Annotated in this window: 30 protein-coding genes and 2 pseudogenes; all 32 read left to right on the forward strand. The window is 40.8% G+C overall.

Annotated elements, in window-relative coordinates:
- Positions 1-967 (forward strand): annotated as a pseudogene (locus tag JCM10519_RS15985) (U32 family peptidase C-terminal domain-containing protein); the annotation flags it as partial.
- A gap of 364 nt (positions 968-1331) precedes the next feature.
- Positions 1332-2102 carry an SLC13 family permease gene (locus JCM10519_RS30750; protein WP_347844441.1) on the forward strand — a complete coding sequence of 257 codons (771 nt, stop codon included), beginning with the start codon at positions 1332-1334 and terminating at the stop codon, positions 2100-2102.
- 53 nt (positions 2103-2155) lie between these two features.
- Entirely contained in the window at positions 2156-2632 is a 477-nt protein-coding gene (locus JCM10519_RS30755; protein WP_347844442.1) for a hypothetical protein, read from the forward strand.
- Positions 2633-2645: 13 nt separating this feature from the next.
- The gene (locus tag JCM10519_RS30760; protein ID WP_347844443.1) at positions 2646-2822 is read left to right on the forward strand and encodes a hydantoinase/oxoprolinase N-terminal domain-containing protein; all 177 of its coding nucleotides are present in this window, start codon (positions 2646-2648) and stop codon (positions 2820-2822) included.
- Positions 2791-3477 carry a hydantoinase/oxoprolinase N-terminal domain-containing protein gene (locus JCM10519_RS30765; protein ID WP_347844444.1) on the forward strand — a complete coding sequence of 229 codons (687 nt, stop codon included), beginning with the start codon at positions 2791-2793 and terminating at the stop codon, positions 3475-3477. The genes JCM10519_RS30760 and JCM10519_RS30765 overlap by 32 nt, the downstream gene beginning before the upstream one ends.
- Positions 3443-3643 (forward strand): hydantoinase/oxoprolinase family protein, encoded by a 201-nt coding sequence (locus tag JCM10519_RS30770; RefSeq protein WP_347844527.1) that lies wholly within the window; start codon positions 3443-3445, stop codon positions 3641-3643. Before JCM10519_RS30765 ends, JCM10519_RS30770 begins: the two co-directional genes overlap by 35 nt.
- On the forward strand, positions 3618-3992 hold the full coding sequence (locus tag JCM10519_RS30775) for a hydantoinase/oxoprolinase family protein (RefSeq protein WP_347844445.1): 375 nt from the start codon (positions 3618-3620) through the stop codon (positions 3990-3992). The genes JCM10519_RS30770 and JCM10519_RS30775 overlap by 26 nt, the downstream gene beginning before the upstream one ends.
- 32 nt (positions 3993-4024) lie before the next feature.
- Positions 4025-4267 carry a hypothetical protein gene (locus JCM10519_RS30780; protein ID WP_347844446.1) on the forward strand — a complete coding sequence of 81 codons (243 nt, stop codon included), beginning with the start codon at positions 4025-4027 and terminating at the stop codon, positions 4265-4267.
- Complete coding sequence (locus JCM10519_RS30785; protein ID WP_347844447.1) at positions 4236-4778, forward strand: hypothetical protein; 543 nt, start codon at positions 4236-4238, stop codon at positions 4776-4778. Before JCM10519_RS30780 ends, JCM10519_RS30785 begins: the two co-directional genes overlap by 32 nt.
- A 12-nt stretch (positions 4779-4790) precedes the next feature.
- Positions 4791-5432: a hypothetical protein gene (locus tag JCM10519_RS16000; RefSeq protein ID WP_054740392.1), complete on the forward strand. Its 642-nt coding sequence runs from the start codon at positions 4791-4793 to the stop codon at positions 5430-5432.
- A 70-nt stretch (positions 5433-5502) separates the two neighbouring features.
- A complete protein-coding gene (locus JCM10519_RS16005; protein WP_347844448.1) occupies positions 5503-6204 on the forward strand; it encodes a GntR family transcriptional regulator in 702 nt (233 codons plus the stop codon).
- 298 nt (positions 6205-6502) lie between these two features.
- The gene (locus tag JCM10519_RS30790; protein WP_347844449.1) at positions 6503-6688 is read left to right on the forward strand and encodes a hypothetical protein; all 186 of its coding nucleotides are present in this window, start codon (positions 6503-6505) and stop codon (positions 6686-6688) included.
- A 154-nt stretch (positions 6689-6842) separates the two neighbouring features.
- A complete protein-coding gene (locus JCM10519_RS16010) occupies positions 6843-7187 on the forward strand; it encodes a hypothetical protein (RefSeq protein WP_347844450.1) in 345 nt (114 codons plus the stop codon).
- A 291-nt stretch (positions 7188-7478) separates the two neighbouring features.
- The gene (locus tag JCM10519_RS16020; protein ID WP_054740398.1) at positions 7479-7667 is read left to right on the forward strand and encodes a hypothetical protein; all 189 of its coding nucleotides are present in this window, start codon (positions 7479-7481) and stop codon (positions 7665-7667) included.
- Positions 7651-8031, forward strand: coding sequence for a hypothetical protein (locus tag JCM10519_RS16025; protein WP_054740400.1), 381 nt, complete (start codon positions 7651-7653; stop codon positions 8029-8031). The genes JCM10519_RS16020 and JCM10519_RS16025 overlap by 17 nt, the downstream gene beginning before the upstream one ends.
- A gap of 161 nt (positions 8032-8192) precedes the next feature.
- Positions 8193-8675: a hypothetical protein gene (locus JCM10519_RS16030; RefSeq protein WP_347844451.1), complete on the forward strand. Its 483-nt coding sequence runs from the start codon at positions 8193-8195 to the stop codon at positions 8673-8675.
- A 28-nt stretch (positions 8676-8703) separates the two neighbouring features.
- Entirely contained in the window at positions 8704-9102 is a 399-nt protein-coding gene (locus JCM10519_RS16035; RefSeq protein WP_347844452.1) for a hypothetical protein, read from the forward strand.
- 422 nt (positions 9103-9524) lie between these two features.
- The gene (locus JCM10519_RS30795; RefSeq protein ID WP_347844453.1) at positions 9525-10034 is read left to right on the forward strand and encodes a hypothetical protein; all 510 of its coding nucleotides are present in this window, start codon (positions 9525-9527) and stop codon (positions 10032-10034) included.
- 18 nt (positions 10035-10052) lie between these two features.
- Entirely contained in the window at positions 10053-10583 is a 531-nt protein-coding gene (locus JCM10519_RS16045) for a hypothetical protein (protein ID WP_054740408.1), read from the forward strand.
- A gap of 325 nt (positions 10584-10908) precedes the next feature.
- Positions 10909-11655 (forward strand): hypothetical protein, encoded by a 747-nt coding sequence (locus JCM10519_RS16050; protein WP_347844454.1) that lies wholly within the window; start codon positions 10909-10911, stop codon positions 11653-11655.
- A complete protein-coding gene (locus JCM10519_RS16055; RefSeq protein ID WP_054740413.1) occupies positions 11624-12181 on the forward strand; it encodes a hypothetical protein in 558 nt (185 codons plus the stop codon). The genes JCM10519_RS16050 and JCM10519_RS16055 overlap by 32 nt, the downstream gene beginning before the upstream one ends.
- The gene (locus tag JCM10519_RS16060) at positions 12141-12602 is read left to right on the forward strand and encodes a hypothetical protein (protein WP_054740414.1); all 462 of its coding nucleotides are present in this window, start codon (positions 12141-12143) and stop codon (positions 12600-12602) included. Before JCM10519_RS16055 ends, JCM10519_RS16060 begins: the two co-directional genes overlap by 41 nt.
- Positions 12603-12728: 126 nt before the next feature.
- On the forward strand, positions 12729-13043 hold the full coding sequence (locus tag JCM10519_RS16065; RefSeq protein WP_054740416.1) for a hypothetical protein: 315 nt from the start codon (positions 12729-12731) through the stop codon (positions 13041-13043).
- 532 nt (positions 13044-13575) lie between these two features.
- Entirely contained in the window at positions 13576-13806 is a 231-nt protein-coding gene (locus JCM10519_RS30800) for a hypothetical protein (RefSeq protein ID WP_347844455.1), read from the forward strand.
- Positions 13807-13829: 23 nt separating this feature from the next.
- Entirely contained in the window at positions 13830-13997 is a 168-nt protein-coding gene (locus JCM10519_RS30805) for a hypothetical protein (protein WP_347844456.1), read from the forward strand.
- Positions 13998-14206: 209 nt separating this feature from the next.
- Positions 14207-14710 (forward strand): DUF2628 domain-containing protein, encoded by a 504-nt coding sequence (locus tag JCM10519_RS16070; protein WP_347844457.1) that lies wholly within the window; start codon positions 14207-14209, stop codon positions 14708-14710.
- A gap of 654 nt (positions 14711-15364) precedes the next feature.
- On the forward strand, positions 15365-16192 hold the full coding sequence (locus JCM10519_RS16080) for an ElyC/SanA/YdcF family protein (protein ID WP_054740423.1): 828 nt from the start codon (positions 15365-15367) through the stop codon (positions 16190-16192).
- Between the two features lie 191 nt (positions 16193-16383).
- The gene (locus JCM10519_RS30810; RefSeq protein ID WP_347844458.1) at positions 16384-17703 is read left to right on the forward strand and encodes an insulinase family protein; all 1320 of its coding nucleotides are present in this window, start codon (positions 16384-16386) and stop codon (positions 17701-17703) included.
- On the forward strand, positions 17696-18289 hold the full coding sequence (locus JCM10519_RS30815; protein WP_347844459.1) for a hypothetical protein: 594 nt from the start codon (positions 17696-17698) through the stop codon (positions 18287-18289). The genes JCM10519_RS30810 and JCM10519_RS30815 overlap by 8 nt, the downstream gene beginning before the upstream one ends.
- On the forward strand, positions 18264-19310 hold the full coding sequence (locus JCM10519_RS30820; RefSeq protein ID WP_347844460.1) for a hypothetical protein: 1047 nt from the start codon (positions 18264-18266) through the stop codon (positions 19308-19310). Before JCM10519_RS30815 ends, JCM10519_RS30820 begins: the two co-directional genes overlap by 26 nt.
- A 68-nt stretch (positions 19311-19378) precedes the next feature.
- Positions 19379-20283 (forward strand): annotated as a pseudogene (era, locus tag JCM10519_RS16090) (GTPase Era).
- Positions 20284-20316: 33 nt separating this feature from the next.
- Complete coding sequence (gene recO / locus JCM10519_RS16095) at positions 20317-20949, forward strand: DNA repair protein RecO (RefSeq protein WP_347844461.1); 633 nt, start codon at positions 20317-20319, stop codon at positions 20947-20949.
- Positions 20950-21100: the final 151 nt, after the last annotated feature.

Below are 21100 nucleotides of genomic sequence, written 5' to 3' on the forward strand. Positions count from 1 at the left end.
CAGGCCTTGACGCCTTGATCATTTCCGATCCGGGAGTATTTGCCATCGCAAAGCGCATCATGCCGGATCTGGAAATCCATATCAGCACCCAGGCAAACAACACCAATTACGGGACATATCTGTTCTGGCACCAGCTTGGGGCCAAGCGGGTCGTTTCCGCCAGGGAGCTTTCTCTGGCAGAAATCAAGGAAATACGCAGCCGGATTCCGGAGGATATGGAGATCGAAAGCTTTATCCACGGAGCCATGTGCATTTCCTATTCCGGGCGCTGCCTTTTAAGCAACTTCATGTCAGGAAGAGATGCCAATCAGGGAGCCTGCACCCATCCGTGCCGCTGGAAATATTCCATTGTTGAGGAAAAACGTCCCGGAGAATACATGCCGGTCTATGAAAATGAGCGGGGAACCTACATCTTCAATTCCAAGGATTTATGCATGATCGAATATATCCCGGAGATGATGGATGCGGGGATCGACAGCTTTAAGATAGAGGGCCGCATGAAAACAGCTCTTTACGTGGCCACTGTGGCCAGGACCTATAGGAAAGCCATTGATGATTATAACAAGGACCTGAAATTTACCGGGCCAATATGGAGTGGTACCGCTCCGAAATCGGCAAATGTACTTACCGGGAATTTACCACCGGCTTTTACTTTGGAAAGCCTGATTCCACCACACAGATCTATAACAATAATACTTATGTGAAAAACTATACGTATCTGGGTACCATTGAGGCGGTGGATGAAAGAGGCTTTGCCCGTATCTCCCAAAAGAACAAGTTTACCGTAGGAGAGACCATTGAGGTAATGAAGCCCGATGGCAGGAACTTAGAAGCCGTTGTAAAAGCCATATATGATGAGGACGGTGTCTCCCAGGAAAGCGCTCCTCATCCCCATCAGATCCTTTATGTGGATCTGGATGTGGAAATGGAGCCATATGATATTCTTCGCAGAAGTGAGATGGAATAAAGCCATTGGGATTCCGCTGCCTTCTTAAATAAGGCATATGAAAAATGCCCGCTGATCATTATTATTAAAATTTATGTTATCTGTTTAAGCCGGTCTGTACCGCACAGATAATAGATTTTAATAATTTTTGATCGGCGGGTATTTTTTTGCGTGGTGAAATGAAAAAGTCTTAAATGAATGTGTATTATTTATAAAAAATTATTTATTTTTATAAATAATGCATATAGTATCTCTACTTTCCATGTGATATATTATATATTGAAACTGATATATCAGGTGAAATTTCAGCAACAAAACCAAGAATCAAATCCGGAAACAGGTAAGAAGCTGCAAAAAAATTACAATTAAAAAGGAGAGAGAAACGATGCTTGACATTATTACTGGCGTTTTGCTGCTGCTGGTCTTTGTGGGGCTGGTAGTGTACTGCATGAAAGGCGGGAATCTTTTGATCGGATTTATTGCCACAGCTGTTTTATGGTGTGTAATTGGGCGTGTGCCGATCAATGAAGTGGTAAGCGATGTATTCCAGAAACCGCTTGATGATTATGGAAAGACAATAGCAATCATTATCTTTGGTGCATGGTTTGGACGCATCCTGGTGGATACGGGAATTGCCGGCTATATTATTAAAAAGACCGTGGAATTCGCGGGCGACAGGCCTTTGGTTACTACATTGCTGCTGTGCATTACCTGCAATCTGCTTTTCACCAGCGTTTTTGGTGTAGGCTCCGTTATGGCAATCGGTATGATCGTACTTCCTATTCTGTTTTCCATGGGAGTGGAAAAAAGAGCGGCCTTAGGCGCTTATATGCTGTCTGTTGCCGGAGGAATGTATTTAAATATTGCTTATGTGAGCCAGTTTGAAAAGGTCTTTGGTGAAGAGGTGGCTTCCTATAATGACAACTACATTCGTTTTGCCCTGATGGCAACTGCCATTCACATGGTCATTATGATCGTATTTGTTGTGTACCATCATTTCAAGAACAGTAAACGTGGAAGAAGACGGGCCTGGGAAGCCGGTGCTCAGGAAAGCTACGAGGAAAGACCTCTTGGCTGGTATTGTTTCATCGTACCCTTTGTACCCATTGCAATGTGGGCATTTTTAAATGGCAGCCGGTACCAGCCTTCCTGTTAGGCAGCTTTGTAGGACTTTTATTTACACGGAATTTAAGGACTTATAAAACGGCTGTGGATAAGACACAGAAAACGTTATATGATGGCGTTGCAGACAGCGGACTCCTGATCGGTATGCTTTACAGCGTAAATATTTTTCAGGGAGCAGCTACCAAGGTTGTGCCCTATCTTCAGACCTTGCTTGGAGATGTTGTTCCAAGATCCGAAATTGTAGTTTTAGCTGCATTCTGTATCCTGGCACCTTTGGCATTGTTCCGCGGACCGCTGATGATCTGGGGTTCTGGTATTGCACTGTATTCGATTTTAAATGCAACGGGGGCATTTAATCCCCATTTCCTGTATGCTATTTTCTTAATCCCTCCGGTTGCCATCGTAGCAAGCGCTTGTCCTACCCAGTCCTGGACCATGTGGGGCTTAAGCTATGCAAAGGTAGAACCCAAACAGTACATAAAGACCAATCTGCCCTGGGCCTGGGCCAGCCTGATCGCTATTGAAATACTTATTTACTTTACGATAGGAAGAATGGTTTAGTGGAGGACAACAAATGAGCAACAGAGCAATAAGAATTGGTATTGATGTGGGCGGAACCCACACAAAGGCCGTAGCAATTGATAACAGCACAAACGAAATTGTGGGAAAAGGGTCGGTAATGACAACCCACCATGACGAAAACGGAGTGGCGGCAGGTGTTGTGGAAGCATTTAAAAAAATGCCTTTCTGAGAATGATATTAAACCGGAAGAAGTGATTTTTATTGCTCACAGTACCACTCAGGCCACCAATGCCCTGCTGGAAGGAGATGTGGCCAGAGTCGGAGTGATCGGAATGAGCGGCGGCGGTCTGGAGGCATTCTTTACAAAGCGCCAGACAAAAATCAAGGACATTGATTTAGGTACTGGAAAGTGGATAAATATTGACCATAGTTTTATGAAAACAAAGGACATGACTCCGGATAAAGTATCTTCTGAGATCAAAAAGATGACAGACCAGGGAGATAAAGTGATTGTAGCCAGCAAGGCATTTGGCGTGGATAATATGAAAGAAGAACGCATGGTTGCAGAAATTGCGGAAGATCAGGGAATTCCCTGCACGGTGGCTTCTGATATTACAAAGCTCTATGGCCTGACGACCCGTACCCGCACTGCCTGCTTAAATGCATCGATCCTGCCCAAAATGCTGGATACAGCAAATTCCACGGAGCGAAGTGTACGCGCCGCAAAGGTAACGGTTCCCCTTATGATCATGCGTGGTGACGGCGGAGTCATGGAAATCAACGAAATGAAAAAAACGTCCTATTCTTACCATGCTCTCAGGACCTGCAGCCAGCGTGATCGGGGCTCTTATGTATCTGCGGGCCTCCAACGGTATATATTTTGAGGTTGGCGGAACCTCAACAAATATCGGAGTGATCAAAAACGGCCGTCCGGCCGTTGATTATTCCATTATTGGAGGACACAGAACCTATGTAAACAGCCTGGATGTCCGGGTGCTTGGCGTTGCCGGCGGAAGTATGATCCGTGCAAAAAAAAGGCGCGATCATTGATGTCGGTCCCCGTTCCGCCCATATTGCCAATATGGGATATGCGTGCTTTACGTCGCCGGAGCTGTTTGAAGGGGCAGAATTATACTACATTAAGCCTCGTGAAAATGACCCAAGTGACTATGTGGCAATCCGCTTAAAGAACGGCGAAAGCGTAACCATTACAAATACCTGCGCTGCCAATGTACTGGGAATCCTGGAAGACGGGGATTATGCAATGGGCAATTACGAATCCAGCTGCAAAGCCATGCAGCTTCTGGCTGATGAAGTGGGCATGTCCATTAAAGATACGGCAAGGGCTGTCCTTCAAAAGGCCTGTGAAAAAAAATCAAACCAGTTATCGAAGACCTGATCGATAAATATAAAATTGAAAGAGAACAGATCGTGCTGGTAGGCGCCGGGGGCGGTGCCGGAACACTGCTGACCTTTACGGCCAATGAAATGAATTTTAAATACCAGATACCAGTCAATGCAGAGGTTATCTCTTCCATCGGTGTGGCGCTTGCAATGGTCAGGGAAATGGTGGAACGGACCATTCCCAATCCCACTGCAGAAGATATTGCTGCCCTTAAAAAAAGAAGCAAAGGCTTTGGCAATGAACAGCGGTGCAGTGGAAGACAGCATTGAAGTTTATGTGGAAATTGATGAGCAGGCCCAGAAGGTCACGGCTATTGCCATGGGGTCCACAGAAGTTAAGACCACAGACCTAATGAAGAATTGTGATGAGGAAGAGGCATTTCAAATTGCAGCGGAATCCATTGGCCTGGACCGGTCAAAGATGAAGATGGCAGGAAGTAATGGTTCCATATTTGTGGTAACTGCAGAAAAAGATGGGAAGATTCCTGTAAGAATAATAGATAAAAAAGGCTTTGTGAAAGTGCAAAGGTCCAATGGCACGGTGCTTGTTACAACAAAATCCAGGCTCCGTGAGGATCTTAAACTGGCTTGGGATAAGGCCAGCAACTTTTCAAGCGAAGTCAGGATCAATCCGGATTGCTATATTGCCGCAGAATCCAGGGTTATCGATTATTCTGGAATTCCGGCTCTGGAACAGGTATCAGGATTAGCCGGAGTTGAGCTTATTGATGTAAAAGAGGATACGGAAATTATCCTGGTCCTGGCACGCAACGAACTATAAAAGGCGGTGTGTATGCGAACGCTGATAGAAAAAATTGCTGCTGTAGAAGATGTAAAATGGTATAGCCGGGTTTTGAAAAGCCACCCGGCTTCCTGTGAACTGTCAAAACAGGAAGAAAAGGAAATTCTGTTTTACTCCATGCAAACGGCAGAAACCTATGCCTTAGAATTAAAAAAGCGCTATGGGTCAGTTTCCGGCGTTTCTCTGGTCAAAGCAATGGGATTATCCATAAAAAGAAGGTCGGAAGAACTAAGAAGACCATTTTTATATATGGGAATATTTGAGCCTGAAGAAGGTACTATCATTTTAAATGATAGTACCTTAATCGCAATGAAAGGTTTTATAAAAGAATATGGTTTCGCAGATATAATCAAGGAGGATGCACTGGAAGAAGTAGTCCTGTTCCACGAAATTTTCCACTGGATTGAAGAAAATACGCCGGGGATCTATACCCGCAGCAAAATGTTAAAGAGGCCGGTATGGAATCTGTTTCCAAGGTCCAGAGGCCTTGACGGAGCAGGAGAGGTGGGAGCCATTCATTTTTCCAAAATAATGAGTGGGATATCCTATTCTCCCTGCCTGTATGAAATGTGTTTATTAGTTAAGACGGATGTTTGTTCTATTGATTTTTTTCTCCTCTATCCTATAAAATGAAATATGATTATTTTATTGCTGGAAAATGGCGATTATAGAAAAAATATGGTCAATAATAAAAGGAGGTTCAATGTTGGAATTATATAAAGGAACCATATCATCTTCCGCTGACGGCCAGGAGGAGGCTTCCCGTCAGGGAGAAGGCACAGATAGCAATGCGTATCAGCTTCTCCGTGAGAAAATCCTGGATCTTCATTTAAGACCGGGAATCAACCTAAGCATCAAGGATATTTGTGAATTATTAAACATTGGACGGACTCCAGTCAGAGATGCGCTCATCAGGCTTGAACAGGAAGACCTGGTGACCCTTCTCCCCCAAAGAGGAACAAGGGTATCCAAGATAGATTTAGATAGAGTGGAACAGGAGCGTTTTCTAAGGCTTGCTGTAGAAGAGGAGGTTATGAAGCTGTTTATGGCATGCCATACTCCTACAGATTTAGTGGAATTACAGAACAACCTGATGGAACAGAAAGCCTTTGCCGAGACAGGCAATGGTGACGTAAGGAAGTTTTTGCATATGGATGATGAGTTCCATAAAATGTTTTACCAGGTAACAGACCGGCTTTTCAGTTTTCAGACCATTAATAACGTTGGAGGCCATTTCAGGAGAATACGGCTGCTTAGCTGCCGGGAAATGCAGAACATAAAAGAGATTGTTGCCCAGCATGAGGAGATCATACTTGCTCTGCAGACAAGAGATACGAAAGCAATGCTGTACGTGCTGCAAAAGCACCTTTTTAAATTGGACAGGGATAAAAAAAGAGTTGATTAAAAAATACCCCAGTTTGTTTAAGAGAAACATCAATGAAGATTATGTGAATATTCCATGGACGGATGACTTTTTTTGAAACATTTCAATCCTTTGAATAGGAAAAGAATTGTATACCAATTTATAGGGTTTGAGATATAAGGAATAGAATGGAAGCAAAGCATTAAAAAATTACCTTTAGTGCTTTGCTTCCATTCTATTGCTTTTTTTTCTTCTATCCTATAAAATGAAAGGAAAAACATGGTAAATCTTGAACAGACGCTAATTTTTGAATGATTGTTTCATAAGAGGGGGGAATGGATTGGTTGGGCTTAGTATGGATCAGGTGTTTGTAACAGGGGCAGTAGAAGTAAAAAGGATATTGGATTTTGAGTTGAAGGCAGACATAAATGAACACGCGGTTTTGATATTGGATGTGATCGTGGACAGAGTCAGTGATGAAAGTTGTTGGAATCTGATTGGAAAAAAAAGTAATTCTTCGATGTGAGATTGATGGAGGAAATGTTCCACTATTTACAGGAATCATTCAGAAATTAAGATTTAAACATAATCATGGAGAATATGAAATAAAACTTAAGTGTATATCTGCCAGTTACGAGTTTGATAAAGAAAAGAAATGTTGTTTTTATCAGAATCAACATATGACTTATGCCCAGGTATTGGATTGCGTTGCAGGAAAAGGGCGTAATATTTTGTTTACCTGCGGCAGCGGATTAGAAATAAAAACTCCATTACTGCAATATGAAGAAACTGATTGGGAATTTTGCAAACGAATTGCAAGTTGGTTTGGTTCTGTTGTGATACCTGAAATTTCCAGTGAGTATCCTCAGATATCTGTTGGGGTAATTGACGGAAAGGAATACAGGCTTGAGGACTGTAATGGCTATGAATGCCGGACAGACTGGGAGGAATATAGAAAAAAAGAGACTGTTTTACCGGTGCAGGATAGAAGACTTTTTTTGTATATACGGTTATGGGGAATTTGAATTATATGCTAGGCGATAAAATATGGTTTAAAGGTGAAAAAAAGATCGTGATATCAAAGCATGTTTTCCTTAAACGTGGTTTTGCTCAAGCTGTATATAAGCTTGGATCAGAAGTTGCAGCAGGAATCATGCCATTTTATAATGGGAGGATATGTGGACTGTCGCTGAGCGGTTGCGTAAAATGGTCATTCCGGGAAAAAAATAAAAGTTAGCCTGGAAATAGATCACAACAGAAATCTACCGGAAGAGGAGCTATATGCATTTGACTATGCTCCGGTTTCAGGAACTATTATGTATGCAATGCCGGAAACAGGAGCAAGAGTCTGGTTGTATTTTCCGAATGAAAAGGAAGACAGCGGGATCGTAGTGGAGAGTATAGGGGAAGAGCAGGAGTACCCGGAAGCATTTGATAAGATTTTTGAGACAAAAGAGAAAAAAAAGGTTAGAATTGAAACCGGATCAAATGACTCTAAAAAGTGAAGCCAGCCAGAATAACATGGTTTTATCTGACCGTTTTGGAGTTGACCTGTTTTCCCAGAAGGAAATCCATATAGCAGCCGGAAAGAATGTTAAGGTACAGACTGGCGGAACTGTAACAATGAATACACCGATTGGATATCATTTTGAAAATACGAAATCAGGAGACTGTATTGACATGTCAGGAAATGAAATGTTGATGACAACGGAACGGGCAGTGATCAGCGGGCTTCCCCATAAGCTGGGACATAAGCCGCTTCAAAGCGGTCAGGATATTGGAATCGGTAATCCATACCAATACGCTTCCAGTATTATAGGCGGAATTCCACAGGGAAGGCTGATTCCCCTGTTGCTTCTGCAGTACTAGGAGGATTGCCTTTATTTCAAAATCCCGTTAAAGAGCATCAGATATCTGATTTGATTTTTCTGGGACGGAATTCGATATAAATGAGTTTTAGGGGAGAAGCAATGGAATATACGGATGAGCAAATAATTTTATTACGAAATAGTCAAAAGAAAAAAATGTATGTGAATAGTGAAACCGGAATGTACGTTGGTGATAATCTAATAAAATTTCACAGAATAGAACTGCTTTCTTTTTTTGAAATCATGATGCCGGAAGATTTTACAGTGATGACCCCGGATATGGCGGAAAAGAAGTATCCATCTGCGGACAGGCCTCAAATCATTATGACGGATGAGGAAGGGGAGGTCAACGTTACCTTTAGCCTGTTTGAGCAGAAAGTTGAAGCTGAAAAGATTTCTGGCACGTTAAGCCAGTTTCAGACCATGATTATGGCTGCCCAGCCTGCAAACCAATTTATGGGCAGAGGACAGATAGAGAATGAGAAATATCAATCAGGTTGGATGGAATTTAAAAGCCATACGCTTGACGGAACAGTCTATAATATTCTATCCATAACAGCATTACAGGAAAGGCTTCTATTAGGCTCTTTAATTGCCCCTATGAAGATTGGATGGGATGGAAACCGGTTATGCTGGAACTGTTAAATACCATTCACGGAAGGGAAGTGATATCATGAAAGCAATGAGTGTAAATGTGAAACCCTTTTCTATGATAGAACTATCAGATTGCCAGATCAAAAAAGAGGTCAATGAACATATGTTGGCTTACATATCAGGCTATATCCATGATAAAGATGTTTTAAACGAACTGGAAGCTGATACGGAGATAGTGATTGAGATAACAGACGAAGATGGAAATGTTCATGCAATATTCCGTGGGATTCTTGAACGGTTAGTCCAGATTGAAGAAGGCTTTCTGACCAGATTGGAAATTCATGCAAAGTCAAAAACAGCTTTGCTGGATTCTGCTGATCAAGTCCGGTTTTTCTATAACAGGGATCAGACATACACAGAGATTGTACGGTATATTGTCTCAGCTAATAAAAATACCAGTGTTATTATGAACCTGTAAGTGCTCAACGATGTGACATAATTGCGCAGTACAGGGAGAGTGACTGGTGCTTTTTAAAACGGCTGGCAAGTTGTTTAAATACTGTTTTGGTTCCAGACTGCACCAATAGCCGGATTTGTTTCTACTTCGGGTTGCCGGATAAAGCAAGCGCAGAACTAAATACGGAATTTTATGAGTTAAATATTTCAGGCAATATACCGGAATATGTGTTTGAATCACGTGAAATTCTTGATTTATGTACCCATGTAGAGTTCCACAGGCACAGATTGTATGTATATGGAATTGAAAGCAGGTTTGATAAACAGGAATTGGTTCATCGATATCATTTAAGAGGAAAAGAGGGGTTTGGGGTAAAGGCATGCCGGAATGATAAAATTATCGGAGCGTCATTTATGGGTGAGGTCTCAGATGTAGATCATGAAATGGTTCAGATTAATTGCAAATATGGTTGTAAAGTAAATGATGGGAATACGGTCTGGTTTCCCTATGCATCGGTTTATTCCACACCGGGCGGTACAGGTTGGTATTGCATGCCTGAAAAAGGAGACAGAGTCCGACTGTATTTTCCTGATGAAATTGAGAAACATGCTTATGTTGTGAATGCAGTTCATTTGGAAGGTGGAGGGGATATGCGCAAAAATCCGGAAGAAAAGTCCATAAGAACAAAATACAACAAAGAAGTCCGTTTTACCCCGGAAAAAATTATGATTACTAATCATAAAGGATTAACAATTGTTTTGGATGATAATAAAGGGATTTTTATTAACAGCGACAAGGAAGTCAAAATCACAGCTTCGGAAGGTGTTGAAATCTCAAGTGGTGGAGAAACTAGTATTGTTGCTGGAAGGGGAATTGTTTTCCGGGAGAATCAGAATTCATTGATTATTTCTGATGGGATCAGTCATACCGGGCTTACGATTCAATATCAATAAATACCGACAGGAGGTTTTATGGATTATTTTCGGATCAGAGAGGATAGAAGCTATTTTTATACGCCGGATATAACAAATCTGTGGGATATTGTTAATCGCAGAGCAGCAATGGCGTTGAAAAATGAATCAAATATATCCGATATCAATGTAGGTTTTGCAAGATCTGAAAAGCAATTGGATTATGTGGATGTACTGGACCATCAGTTGTTTCTAGTTAGCGAAGGGATAAAAAGAGTGCTATCCATTTATGATCCATCTTTGATATTTAAGAATCTGTTTCTATTAAATAATCTGGACGGAAGCTATTTTAATTATTACGCGCCTTTGTTTACAGAGGTAGATTGTTTGCCTGAGATGTATAAGATTATGACACATAGAAATAAGCTGGAGAAATTGATTATCAAAGCAAAGGCAGTTGAGGATTACAGTGTATGCAAGGTAGCCGGCATTGATACGGATATTGTTATAATCCGCTTGGATGTTGCTGAGAGTCTTCTTAGAAGAGGATTTACAAAGTTGATATTGGAACGTGTTGTACTGGAAGATTAACTGCTAGATAAGGCAGATGGGGAAAGAGATTATGAAAAATTTAAGTGGAAGGCAAAAACCAAATTATCTTTTGGATTCGTCGTATGTGATGTGTTCCTGTGCAAAGCAGCCGCCGGAATACTGTAAAAAATTGGATACGGAATGTTTTGAGTATTACAGGCTGTTAAGGGCAACGGATAATAATAATGGAGTATTCGGAAAGGATAGTCCGTTTATCAGGGATATTGATTGCGAACCTTTTATAAATCTGGATAAATTCGGATGTTGTCAGGCTGACAATTATATCAGTGCTATGAATGATATTATACAAAATTTGTATAAGGGTATGAAGAACTATCCGCAAGACAGCCGTCAATATCAGACATTGCTGAATAAATATGAATATTATTCGGGCTGTGTTTCATTTGCCCTGAATCAGAAAGATTCTGCTAAACCATTTAGAAATTATCCTTGTGTTCTGGAATTAATAGATAGCTGGTTTCATACAGATGATAAGACCAGAATGAGTAATAAACTGGAAGTTATCGCGCGAATGAAGAAAATGCAGGATAGTTACAAGAAGCAAATCAGGGAAGCTATTTCTGAATTGCGCAGAGGTTCTTATCAATATCTGGAAGATGAAGGTTTTGCTTCTTCTTTACTAAAGGCGTTACCGAAAGCAGAAGAGGAAAAAGGATATTTGAATCCCCCAATATGGACGGACAAAAAAGCAGTGGATTCTAAAAAGCTTTTAAGCTATTTTGATGAGGAAGAAAAGAAAAAAAGGGAACTATTGAATCAGGAACTGAATGCCCAGTCAGATATGATAAAAAAGGTGAATGAATGTTTAAATGATGTGGAAAACTGGGGACATTGCAAATGTGCGTCTGTATTTGCTTCTGATGAAGATTATGATTCCAATTTGGTCTATATCGATGATATTGATATAATTTTATCAGATATTAAGAAATTGGAAAACAAATTCTATGTTGCTTTAGGGCGTGTTCGGGGGTTTAAGGCTATTGCAGAAAAATATGGAATCGTAGAGGAAACAAAAAAAGTTGGAAAATCTGGTGCAGAAGATTTATTCTAATTTTACTGCTTTGAGTACAGAAATGGCTAAATTGAGAAGCAGTATTTATGAACGCCCTATTGTGACAGAGGATTCTTTTCTGGTCTGCAGATGCGGCGGTATTATTAAGGTTGTACAAAATGGAAGTTGGATAAATATTAGCAAAAACAGGATTGAGAGTAATATTATTGATTTGATCAGGCATGCAGATAAAACATTATATGAGAAGTGTATAGAACGTCTCAATTCCAGCATGAGTAATGATTATAAATTTTCTGCTATTAAAGCATTTAATATTGTACATGGGATTTTGATTTATGCAACTGGAACAGAAAAACAGAATAGAGATTATATAAAAGATAAGGAATGTGAAGAGGCTCATAAGCCTGCTCCTCATGTAGAAATCACATTACGCCCAGCAAGAGATGTATTAAAACAGGCTAAGTATGGGGAAGTGGCTGCAAATGCGGTAACTTTTTTTATCTGGTCCTTATTCATGGATTGGGATGGGTGTAACTATTGCTTTATCTACGGCAAGTATAGTTGAATCCGAGAAGGTAATAAGTTGGGAACAAATTAATGATATTCAATCTTTGATTGATATTCCGATTCAAATATTTAAGGATTCAGGTGAAATACCATATCTTGAATCTATAGCTGAAATTAGTAATGTATATGGAGTTACTAGTACTTGCTTTAGTATACTGGAAGCCTTAGTTTATAAGTCTTATGCAAATTTTGTTGGAGAAATAAAGGTCACAGTAAGTACATATTGTGAAGAATATCAATTTAGGGGAAAATATAATATTATGGGGGATAAAGAAGGGGAGTATACTTCGAGTTATAAACCGATACAAAAATCTGACTTTTTGCTAAAGGTACCAGAAGATAATAAGACAACTATAAAATATAAAATTTATGAGGATGGTATGTTTCAAACTGGAGAGATTACTGATTTTATGTGGTAATTTAATAAAATTTTAATTTATGGAAATATTAAAAGGAAGAGATAATTATGGTTCAAATATTACTAATAATTTTTTTATATATTTATTGCATGCTATGTATTTTACTATTCTGTTAAAGCAGCAATAATGAATTTCAAAAGTCATAAGTATAAAGGCCGTACTGTTGGTAAGATTATAAAAGTTTGTGAACATGTATCTTGGTATAAATTTTCTAAAAGAATTTATTATTATCCGATATATTCTTATACAGTAGAAGGAATTACATATGAAGAAAAGTTTCCGTTTTACGAAACATCATCATCTATTTTACCAATTGGTAAGGATAATATACTTCTTTATGATAAAAAAACCCCAGGAATTTTATTCCTATTGGCAAAGAGAATGTCTGGTTTAAACAGTCTTTTATTGGTTTTTGTTGTATTTTATTTTGGATTATCATAACAATTCTTATATTCTATAAAGTTGATTAATAAACTATTTTAAATAATATATACTATTATGGTTAGAAGTGATCTTATTGTTGTTTTTTTTAAAAATTTTATTTGAGTTTAAAAAAAGTGAGTTTACTAATTTTGTGTGGTAAGTTTATTGAAAATTTACATTACAATATTTCCTATCATTATATAAATTACAAAATCACAGAAATATGATGTTAAAAAGGAGAAGCTATGAAAAAGATATTTAAGACCCAGTTAAAAGGCTGATTCTGGGTTCTAATATGTTGATGGAAGATTAACGTAGTAGTATTAAAAAAATATAGGAAAATAATGAAAGAAGCTAAAAAAAATTGATAAAAAAAATGGAGGATATTGGGGTCAAATCAGAATATTTGTTTATTATATTATGTCAAGAGCTAGTTATTCTAATACTTCATCAGGAGAAGAGTTTGCTAAGATTTACATAGAAAAGGCCTTAAGATTAAACCAAGAAACTTGTCATTATAAAGATTATAGAAGCAAATCTATACCATGAAATGGCCTGTTATAATAGTTGGGGGAATCCTGATAAAGAACTGGAATATGAAAGCAAATGTATTAAAGTATTAGAAGGCTGGCAAACGAACGACAGTTATGATTTATTAATAGTCTATGCCAATAGAACTTCTTATTATTCTTTTCGTGATGATGATAAGGCAATGGAAGATTATAGAACAGCTATAGAGTGGTCTTCTTCCTATCCTGAATTAGCTAGCTTATTTTATTAAAGCTAAGGAGAATGTATGACTGATTGAAGCAATTAGAAAAAAGCCACGGAGTGTTTTGTAAGAGCTTATTATTTGTGGAACAAGAGGGCTTTGATTGGCTAGATGGGAAAGTAAATAAAGTATTGTATAGGGTATATGAAGAATTGGAAAAGCTGGATTTAGATTATGAAACTTGGTTGGAGAAGCGCTAAAACAGGCAGGGTAAGATTTAAAAAGAGAATGGGGGAAATATGGGAAGGTGATTATAAAGAAATAAACTCTAATTCATATAACAATCAGGATATCATATAAATTAGCTGTTAATGGATTTACAAAAGGTATATACTGAACAGGAGGATCATATTTGGAGAATGAGAAAGACCAGATAGGTGGATATGACGTATGGGAGATAAGGCAATATTTGGAAAAAAATCAGGAAAAGTATTTACAAAAGTTTAGGATGATCATTAATGGAAAAAGAGTATTTAACGGAGCAGCCGCTTTCTTTTGTGCTGAATGGTTCGCTTATCGGCTATTATGGCTGGAAGGAATTCTAATGTGGGTCATTTCTTCTGTAATATTATTAATTGCCATATTTGTAATATGTGGTATGATGATAGGAGCTTATATCGGGAAAGAATCAGCTAATATGATATTCGTTCTGCTTATTATTGCGCGATTTATCGCGGTAGGAATGCTGGCTGATGCTGTTTACTGGAGAAAGATCAAGAAAAGGATTGATGCAGACCATAACGAAGATATCCATAAGAAAAGTAAAATAAAGCAATTGGCAAATTCCATAGAATGCAAAGGCGTTTCTGTCTGGAGTGCGGTGATTATGTGGATGTTATTGGGGTTTGGAAATGTCATGCTTAAAATGCTGGGTGCATTGGCTACCTCCCTGAGTTTTTCTGTTTTTATATGACAGTAAGTTTGCCTGAAATGGGGTGGCTATTAAAAGGAAGGGAATTTTAACAAGTTGATTAATGAAGAAAATTTAAAAAAAACATTGTTCGTAATAAATTGCAGGCAATTGCGGACAATGGCTATAAGAACTTCTCGGAAAAGATAGAGAATGAATTTGAGCTTCATTTTTTTGAAATCAGCAAAAGTCTGGAAAAGGAATTAAACAATATTTACAGCCAATATGAAAAATTGAAGAAAGCCGGTAAAGTGGGGAAACTGGAGTGGATATACTCATCCTTTTTGTATACAAGTTTCCTGGATCATTCACCAAGTTATCAAATTGATTTCTACGATTCTAAAGATCGTATTTCGGAAATTGAATGTACAGGAACATGGGATTTTAAATTTATTTATGACTGTTATTATCATGTGGAACAGGAATTATTAGAAGAACTGAATAGACAGACCCGCTTAAAAAAAACATGAAATAAATGAAATGTTATCAGATCTTCAACAAAAGTTTCGTAGGCTGGCAGACGCCAGAATTCCTCCAGTCATAAAAAAATAGTTTAAACGAAAATAAAGAGATATTAATAAACGAAAATAATATTAAGTTAATGCTGGGAGAATTTTTAGATAAATCTAAATTAATTGCGGAATGGGAGGCTGGCATATGGCGTTAATTTTCTGGCTGATGGCCGTTTCCTGCATCATTTATTATGTTGTGATCATTCTTTATTCAGGTCTGACCACGTCCCTTTCATTTATATGGCTTGTATTTGCTGCCATATGCATATTGCTGCCGTTAGGTTGGGAAACCTATGTAAAGCACAAGGATAAGGTTCCCTTATGGATTCCGGTGTCAGTGATTACCATGTGCTGTACCGGAATTCTGGTGTTTCTGGTGGTGGAGATCCTGGTATTTACGGGAGTTGCTGTCCGGGATACTTCCAATCTGGACTATGTTATTGTGCTGGGCGCCAGGGTAAAGGAAACAGGAGTCAGCAAATCCTTAAAAAAACGGCTGGATAAAGCTATGGAGTACTTAGATGACAATCCCTCCACGATCCTGGTGCTGTCCGGCGGCCAGGGTGATGATGAACCTGTCAGCGAAGCCGCAGCCATGCGGGATTATCTGGTTTTTAACGGAGTAAAAGAGGAGCAGCTGATATTAGAGACACGCTCCACCAGTACCGTTGAGAATATTGCATACAGCCGTGTAGCCATTGAAGAAGATCAGGCGGAAAGAAAAGCCCGCCGTCAGGAAAATCAGCCGATTTTCATGGAGCCGGGAACCTTTGAGGAGGTGCCGGATAAGCCCATTAAGATTGGTGTCCTCACTAGTGATTTTCATGTGTTTCGGGCGCTGCAGATTGGGAAAAAATGGGGAATACCGGATATCTATGGCATATCCTGTGAATCCGACCCCATTCTTTTCGTACACTTTTGCGTTAGAGAGTGCGCCGCTATATTAAAAGACAAATTAGTGGGCAATATGTAATTACACGAATGCAACTAGCAGTGCGAAACAGGACAGGAGAAGATTTTCGTTGTGCCTGCACATAAGAAAATCTTATTATGGCCTGTTTCATAGGGCGAATGCCCGTGAGCCAGCGAATCTTACAGATTCGCTGGCTGCACTGCGGACTCACGTATAATAAATATGAACATGCAGGAGGAAAAAAACACAGAATGAATCAGTTTAAAAACCTTGCAGCCTATGAGGTTGTAGAAGAAAAGGCAATAAAAGAGATCAAAGCATCCGGATATGTCCTCCGCCATAAAAAAAGCGGAGCCAGGCTATTCCTCTTATCCTGTGATGATGAGAACAAAGTATTTTCCATCGGATTCCGTACCCCGCCGTCAGACAGCACCGGAGTTGCTCATATCCTGGAGCACAGCGTGCTCTGCGGATCAGATAAGTTTCCGGTGAAGGATCCGTTTGTGGAGCTGGTAAAGGGGTCTTTAAACACGTTCTTAAATGCAATGACCTACCCTGATAAAACGGTATACCCGGTAGCCAGCTGCAATGAAAAGGATTTCCAGAATTTGATGAACGTGTACCTGGATGCAGTGCTTCATCCCAATATTTACAGGGAGCCGAAGATTTTCATGCAGGAGGGCTGGCATTATGAGCTGGAAAGTCCGGAATCTGATCTGATTTACAATGGTGTGGTATATAATGAGATGAAGGGAGCATTTTCTTCCCCGGAAGAAGTGCTGGACCGCTACACCAGGAAGACTCTTTTCCCGGATAACTGCTATGGACAGGAATCAGGCGGAGATCCTGCCTTTATTCCGGACCTTACCTATGAAAACTTTCTGGCCTTTCATAAGAGGTATTATCATCCTTCCAACAGCTATATTTACCTCTATGGTGATATGGATATGGAAGAAAAGCTTGCATGGCTTGATAAAGAATACTTAAGCCAATACGATGAAATAACCATTGATTCCAGGATTCCAAGACAGAAGCCATTTTCAGAGCCAGTGGAGGGGGAGACTTTCTATTCCATTACCGAAGGGGAATCCGAAGAAAATGCCACCTATCTTTCCATCAGCACAGCAGTGGGAACCGATTTAGATCCCAGGCTTTATATTGCATTCCAGATCCTGGAATACACCCTTCTTGATGCACCGGGCGCTCCCTTAAAGCAGGCCCTCATTGATGCCGGGATCGGCCAGGACATTTTAGGCGGGTATGACAGCGGCATTCTTCAGCCCTATTTTACCATTATTGCTAAAAATGCAAACAAAGAGCAGAGAGGGGAATTCCTTGCCGTTGTAAAAGGGACTTTAAGAAAGCTTGCAGACGAAGGAATCAACAGGAAGAGCCTGAAAGCCGGAATGAACTATTACGAATTCCGTTACCGGGAAGCGGATTACGGTTCAGCGCCAAAGGGCCTGATGTATGGGCTTCAGTGCATGGACAGCTGGCTTTATGACGGGGATCCCATGATGCACTTAGAATATCAGGAGACCTTTGATTATTTAAAAAAAGGTAGTGGATGACGGATATTTTGAGCAGCTCATCAGGGAATACCTTCTGGATAATCCGTTTGAGGCCGTCTTGACCGTAAGCCCCAAAAAGAATTTAACGGCAATGGAAGATGAGAAGGAAGCGAAGAAGCTGGCTGCATATAAAGCCTCCCTTTCAGAAGAGGAGCTTCGTGAACTTGCTGAACAGACCCGTGCTTTAAAGGAATACCAGGAAACACCGTCTCCCCAGGAGACCCTGGAAAAGATTCCCATGCTTTCACGAGAAGATATCAGCAGGGAGGCAGAGGAGATCATATGGGAAGAGAAAACGGCCCATGGCGTCAAAGTGATCCATCATGAGATGTTTACCTCCGGAATCGGGTATTTAAAGGTTCTGTTTGATACTTCCGCAGTTCCTGTGGAGGATCTGCCTTATGTGGGATTTTTAAAATCCCTGCTTGGCTATGTGAATACGGAAAATTTCACCTATGGAGATCTGACCAGCGAGATCCATTTAAACAGCGGCGGTGTCAGCTTTAGTGTGACCTCTTATCCTGACTTAAAGAATAAGGGAAAGTTTACAGGCTTTTTTTATGGCAAGTGCCAGAGTGCTTTATGAGAAACTGGATTTTGGTTTCTCCATTCTTGGCGAGATTCTGACCCGTTCTATTTTGGATGATGAAAAGCGGATAGGCGAAATCATCAGTGAAACCAGGTCAAGGGCCAGAATGAAGCTGGAAGGCTCCTGTCATTCGGCAGCAGTGGCCAGAGCCACTTCTTATTATTCCGCCACTTCTTCTTTTAACGATTTGACCGGCGGGATCGGGTATTATGAATTTTTGGAGAATTTAGAAAAGGAATATCCTTCCCATAAGAAGGAGATCATTGCCCGCTTAAAGGCGGTCATGGAAAAGCTGTTCACCACCCAGAATATGCTGGTCAGCTATACAGCAGATGATGAAGGCTATAAGCTGCTTCCTGAGGCACTTAAAAAGCTTACGGACCTGCTGCCGGAAGGAGAAGGAAAGCGTTATCCCTTTACCTTTTTGGCAGGAAACAGGAACGAGGGCTTTTGTACGGCTTCCCAGGTCAATTATGTAGCCAGATGCGGATCCTTTGCAGGAAGCGGCAGGGAATATACCGGGGCTCTTAAAATACTAAAGGTCATTTTAAGCTATGATTACCTGTGGATCAATTTAAGGGTCAAAGGAGGAGCCTATGGCTGCATGAGCGGCTTTGGACGCTCAGGAGAAGGGTATTTCACTTCCTACCGGGATCCAAACGTAAGAGAAACAAACCGGATTTATGACGGAATCGTGGATTATTTGGAGAGCTTCCAGGCCACAGACCGGGATATGACAAAGTACGTCATCGGCACCATTAGCGACATGGATGTTCCGTTCCCGCCGTCTACCAGAGGAAACAGGGGGCTTTCTGCCTATTTATCCGGCGTCACCCGGGAAATGATGGAAAAAGAGCGGGAAGAGGTATTAAACGCTACCCAGGAAGACATCCGCGGCCTGGCCTCTCTTGTAAAGGCCGTATTGGATAGTGGAAGTCTCTGCGTTATTGGAAATGAAGAAAAGATCATGGCGGAGAAGGATCTGTTTGGAGAAACAAAGAACCTGTTCCACTCATGACATTACGCCCTGCAGGCATACCCTTATGTCCAAAGAACATGGACACGAAAGAGGAAAGGAAAACCTATATGGAAAACAACTATAAATCAGGCTTTGTAACCCTGATCGGGCGTCCCAACGTTGGGAAGTCCACCCTGATGAACCAGCTCATAGGCCAGAAGATCGCCATTACTTCTGATAAGCCCCAGACTACCAGAAACCGGATCCAGACCGTATATACGGATGAGAGAGGACAGATCATTTTTCTCGATACTCCCGGAATCCATAAGGCCAAAAACAAGCTGGGCGAATATATGGTAAGTGTTGCGGAGCGCACCTTAAAGGAAGTGGATGTGGTGCTATGGCTGGTGGAACCGACTACCTACATCGGGGCCGGGGAGCAGCATATTGCAGAGCAGTTAAGCCAGGTGAAAACTCCTGTGATCCTTGTTATCAATAAAATTGATACGTTGAAAAACCAGGAGGGCATCCTGACCTTTATAAATGCTTACAAGGATGTGTGCCAGTTTGCTGAGATTGTGCCGGTTTCCGCCTTAAAGGCCAAAAATACGGATCTGATGCTGGAGCTTATCTATAAATATCTTCCAAAGGGACCTCAGTATTATGATGAGGATACGGTTACAGACCAGCCATGCGCCAGATTTCAGCGGAGCTTATCAGGGAAAAGGCCCTTCGTCTTTTAAACGATGAGATTCCCCACGGGATCGCGGTGACGATTGAGAAGATGAAGGAGCGGGATAATGGCATCATGGATATAGAAGCCGAAATTATCTGCGAGCGGGAATCCCACAAGGGAATCATCATTGGAAAGGGCGGTTCCATGCTTAAAAAGATCGGAAGTGCTGCCCGCAGGGAAATAGAAGGCCTGATGGATACAAAGGTAAATTTACAGCTTTGGGTCAAGGTCCGGAAAGAATGGCGTGACAGCGAGCTGTATATGAAGAATTATGGCTATAATGATAAAGACATTTAAAAGTGGTGGCAGAAATTGAGGGAAGTTGAAACCATGACGGGGATGGTAATAAGAGTGGCCCCGGTTGGAGAAATGGATAAGCGCCTTGTGATACTCACCAGGGAAAGAGGAAAGATCACCGCATTTGCCAGAGGGGCCAGGCGGCCGGGGAATCCGCTTATGGCGGTAAGCCGCCCCTTTGCCTTCGGGCAGTTTTCCCTGTACGAGGGCAGGGATTCCTATACCCTTAGATCGGCGGAGATCACCAATTATTTTGAAGCATTGGCCCTGGATATGGAAGGAACCTGTTATGGCTCTTATTTTCTGGAGCTGGCTGATTATTACGCCCGGGAGAATATGGACGGAACAGGGCTGTTAAAGCTCCTTTACCAGTCCATCCGGGCGCTGTTAAAACCGGCTCTGAAAAATGAACTGGTTCAGAGAGTTTTTGAACTGAAAGCAATGGTGCTAAACGGGGAATACACAGAAGCCCCTCCCTGCCCTGTCAGTGATTCGGCAGGCTATACATGGGAATATGTAATTGCCTCACCCCCAGAGCACCTATATACCTTTACCCTGACAGACCCGGTGCTGGAGGAATTTGGGCGCTGTGTGGAAATCAATAAAAAAACGCTACGTGGACAGGGAATTTCATTCCCTGGAGATTTTGCGGTTTCTAGTCTTTAAAAAAAGTTTGATACAACAATATTTAGTACGATTTTCTGCGAACTGAATGATGAAGGATGGCCTTTGCGGCCTCCTTTTTTTTATTTTGATAAAGCTGGCTATAGATAAAAATACTATAAAATGCCATGAGATAGTTTGGAATATTATAAAT

The sequence above is a fragment of the Clostridium sp. NkU-1 genome, assembly GCA_001312405.1.

Excerpts from the sequence above, each read along its gene's own strand:
- JCM10519_RS16060 (WP_054740414.1), top strand. The coding sequence starts at position 12,141 with ATGGGTGTAACTATTGCTTTATCTACGGCAAGTATAGTTGAATCCGAG.
- JCM10519_RS16025 (WP_054740400.1), top strand. The coding sequence starts at position 7,651 with ATGACTCTAAAAAGTGAAGCCAGCCAGAATAACATGGTTTTATCTGAC.
- JCM10519_RS30750 (WP_347844441.1), top strand. The coding sequence starts at position 1,332 with ATGCTTGACATTATTACTGGCGTTTTGCTGCTGCTGGTCTTTGTGGGG.
- JCM10519_RS30760 (WP_347844443.1), top strand. The coding sequence starts at position 2,646 with ATGAGCAACAGAGCAATAAGAATTGGTATTGATGTGGGCGGAACCCAC.
- JCM10519_RS30795 (WP_347844453.1), top strand. The coding sequence starts at position 9,525 with ATGGTTCAGATTAATTGCAAATATGGTTGTAAAGTAAATGATGGGAAT.
- JCM10519_RS30785 (WP_347844447.1), top strand. The coding sequence starts at position 4,236 with ATGAACAGCGGTGCAGTGGAAGACAGCATTGAAGTTTATGTGGAAATT.
- JCM10519_RS16010 (WP_347844450.1), top strand. The coding sequence starts at position 6,843 with ATGACTTATGCCCAGGTATTGGATTGCGTTGCAGGAAAAGGGCGTAAT.
- JCM10519_RS16020 (WP_054740398.1), top strand. The coding sequence starts at position 7,479 with ATGTATGCAATGCCGGAAACAGGAGCAAGAGTCTGGTTGTATTTTCCG.
- JCM10519_RS16050 (WP_347844454.1), top strand. The coding sequence starts at position 10,909 with ATGAAGAACTATCCGCAAGACAGCCGTCAATATCAGACATTGCTGAAT.
- JCM10519_RS16005 (WP_347844448.1), top strand. The coding sequence starts at position 5,503 with ATGTTGGAATTATATAAAGGAACCATATCATCTTCCGCTGACGGCCAG.
- JCM10519_RS30820 (WP_347844460.1), top strand. The coding sequence starts at position 18,264 with ATGGCAAGTGCCAGAGTGCTTTATGAGAAACTGGATTTTGGTTTCTCC.
- JCM10519_RS30810 (WP_347844458.1), top strand. The coding sequence starts at position 16,384 with ATGAATCAGTTTAAAAACCTTGCAGCCTATGAGGTTGTAGAAGAAAAG.
- JCM10519_RS16080 (WP_054740423.1), top strand. The coding sequence starts at position 15,365 with ATGGCGTTAATTTTCTGGCTGATGGCCGTTTCCTGCATCATTTATTAT.
- JCM10519_RS16065 (WP_054740416.1), top strand. The coding sequence starts at position 12,729 with ATGAATTTCAAAAGTCATAAGTATAAAGGCCGTACTGTTGGTAAGATT.
- JCM10519_RS16000 (WP_054740392.1), top strand. The coding sequence starts at position 4,791 with ATGCGAACGCTGATAGAAAAAATTGCTGCTGTAGAAGATGTAAAATGG.
- JCM10519_RS30770 (WP_347844527.1), top strand. The coding sequence starts at position 3,443 with ATGTATCTGCGGGCCTCCAACGGTATATATTTTGAGGTTGGCGGAACC.
- JCM10519_RS16035 (WP_347844452.1), top strand. The coding sequence starts at position 8,704 with ATGAAAGCAATGAGTGTAAATGTGAAACCCTTTTCTATGATAGAACTA.
- JCM10519_RS16045 (WP_054740408.1), top strand. The coding sequence starts at position 10,053 with ATGGATTATTTTCGGATCAGAGAGGATAGAAGCTATTTTTATACGCCG.
- JCM10519_RS30800 (WP_347844455.1), top strand. The coding sequence starts at position 13,576 with ATGGCCTGTTATAATAGTTGGGGGAATCCTGATAAAGAACTGGAATAT.
- recO (WP_347844461.1), top strand. The coding sequence starts at position 20,317 with ATGACGGGGATGGTAATAAGAGTGGCCCCGGTTGGAGAAATGGATAAG.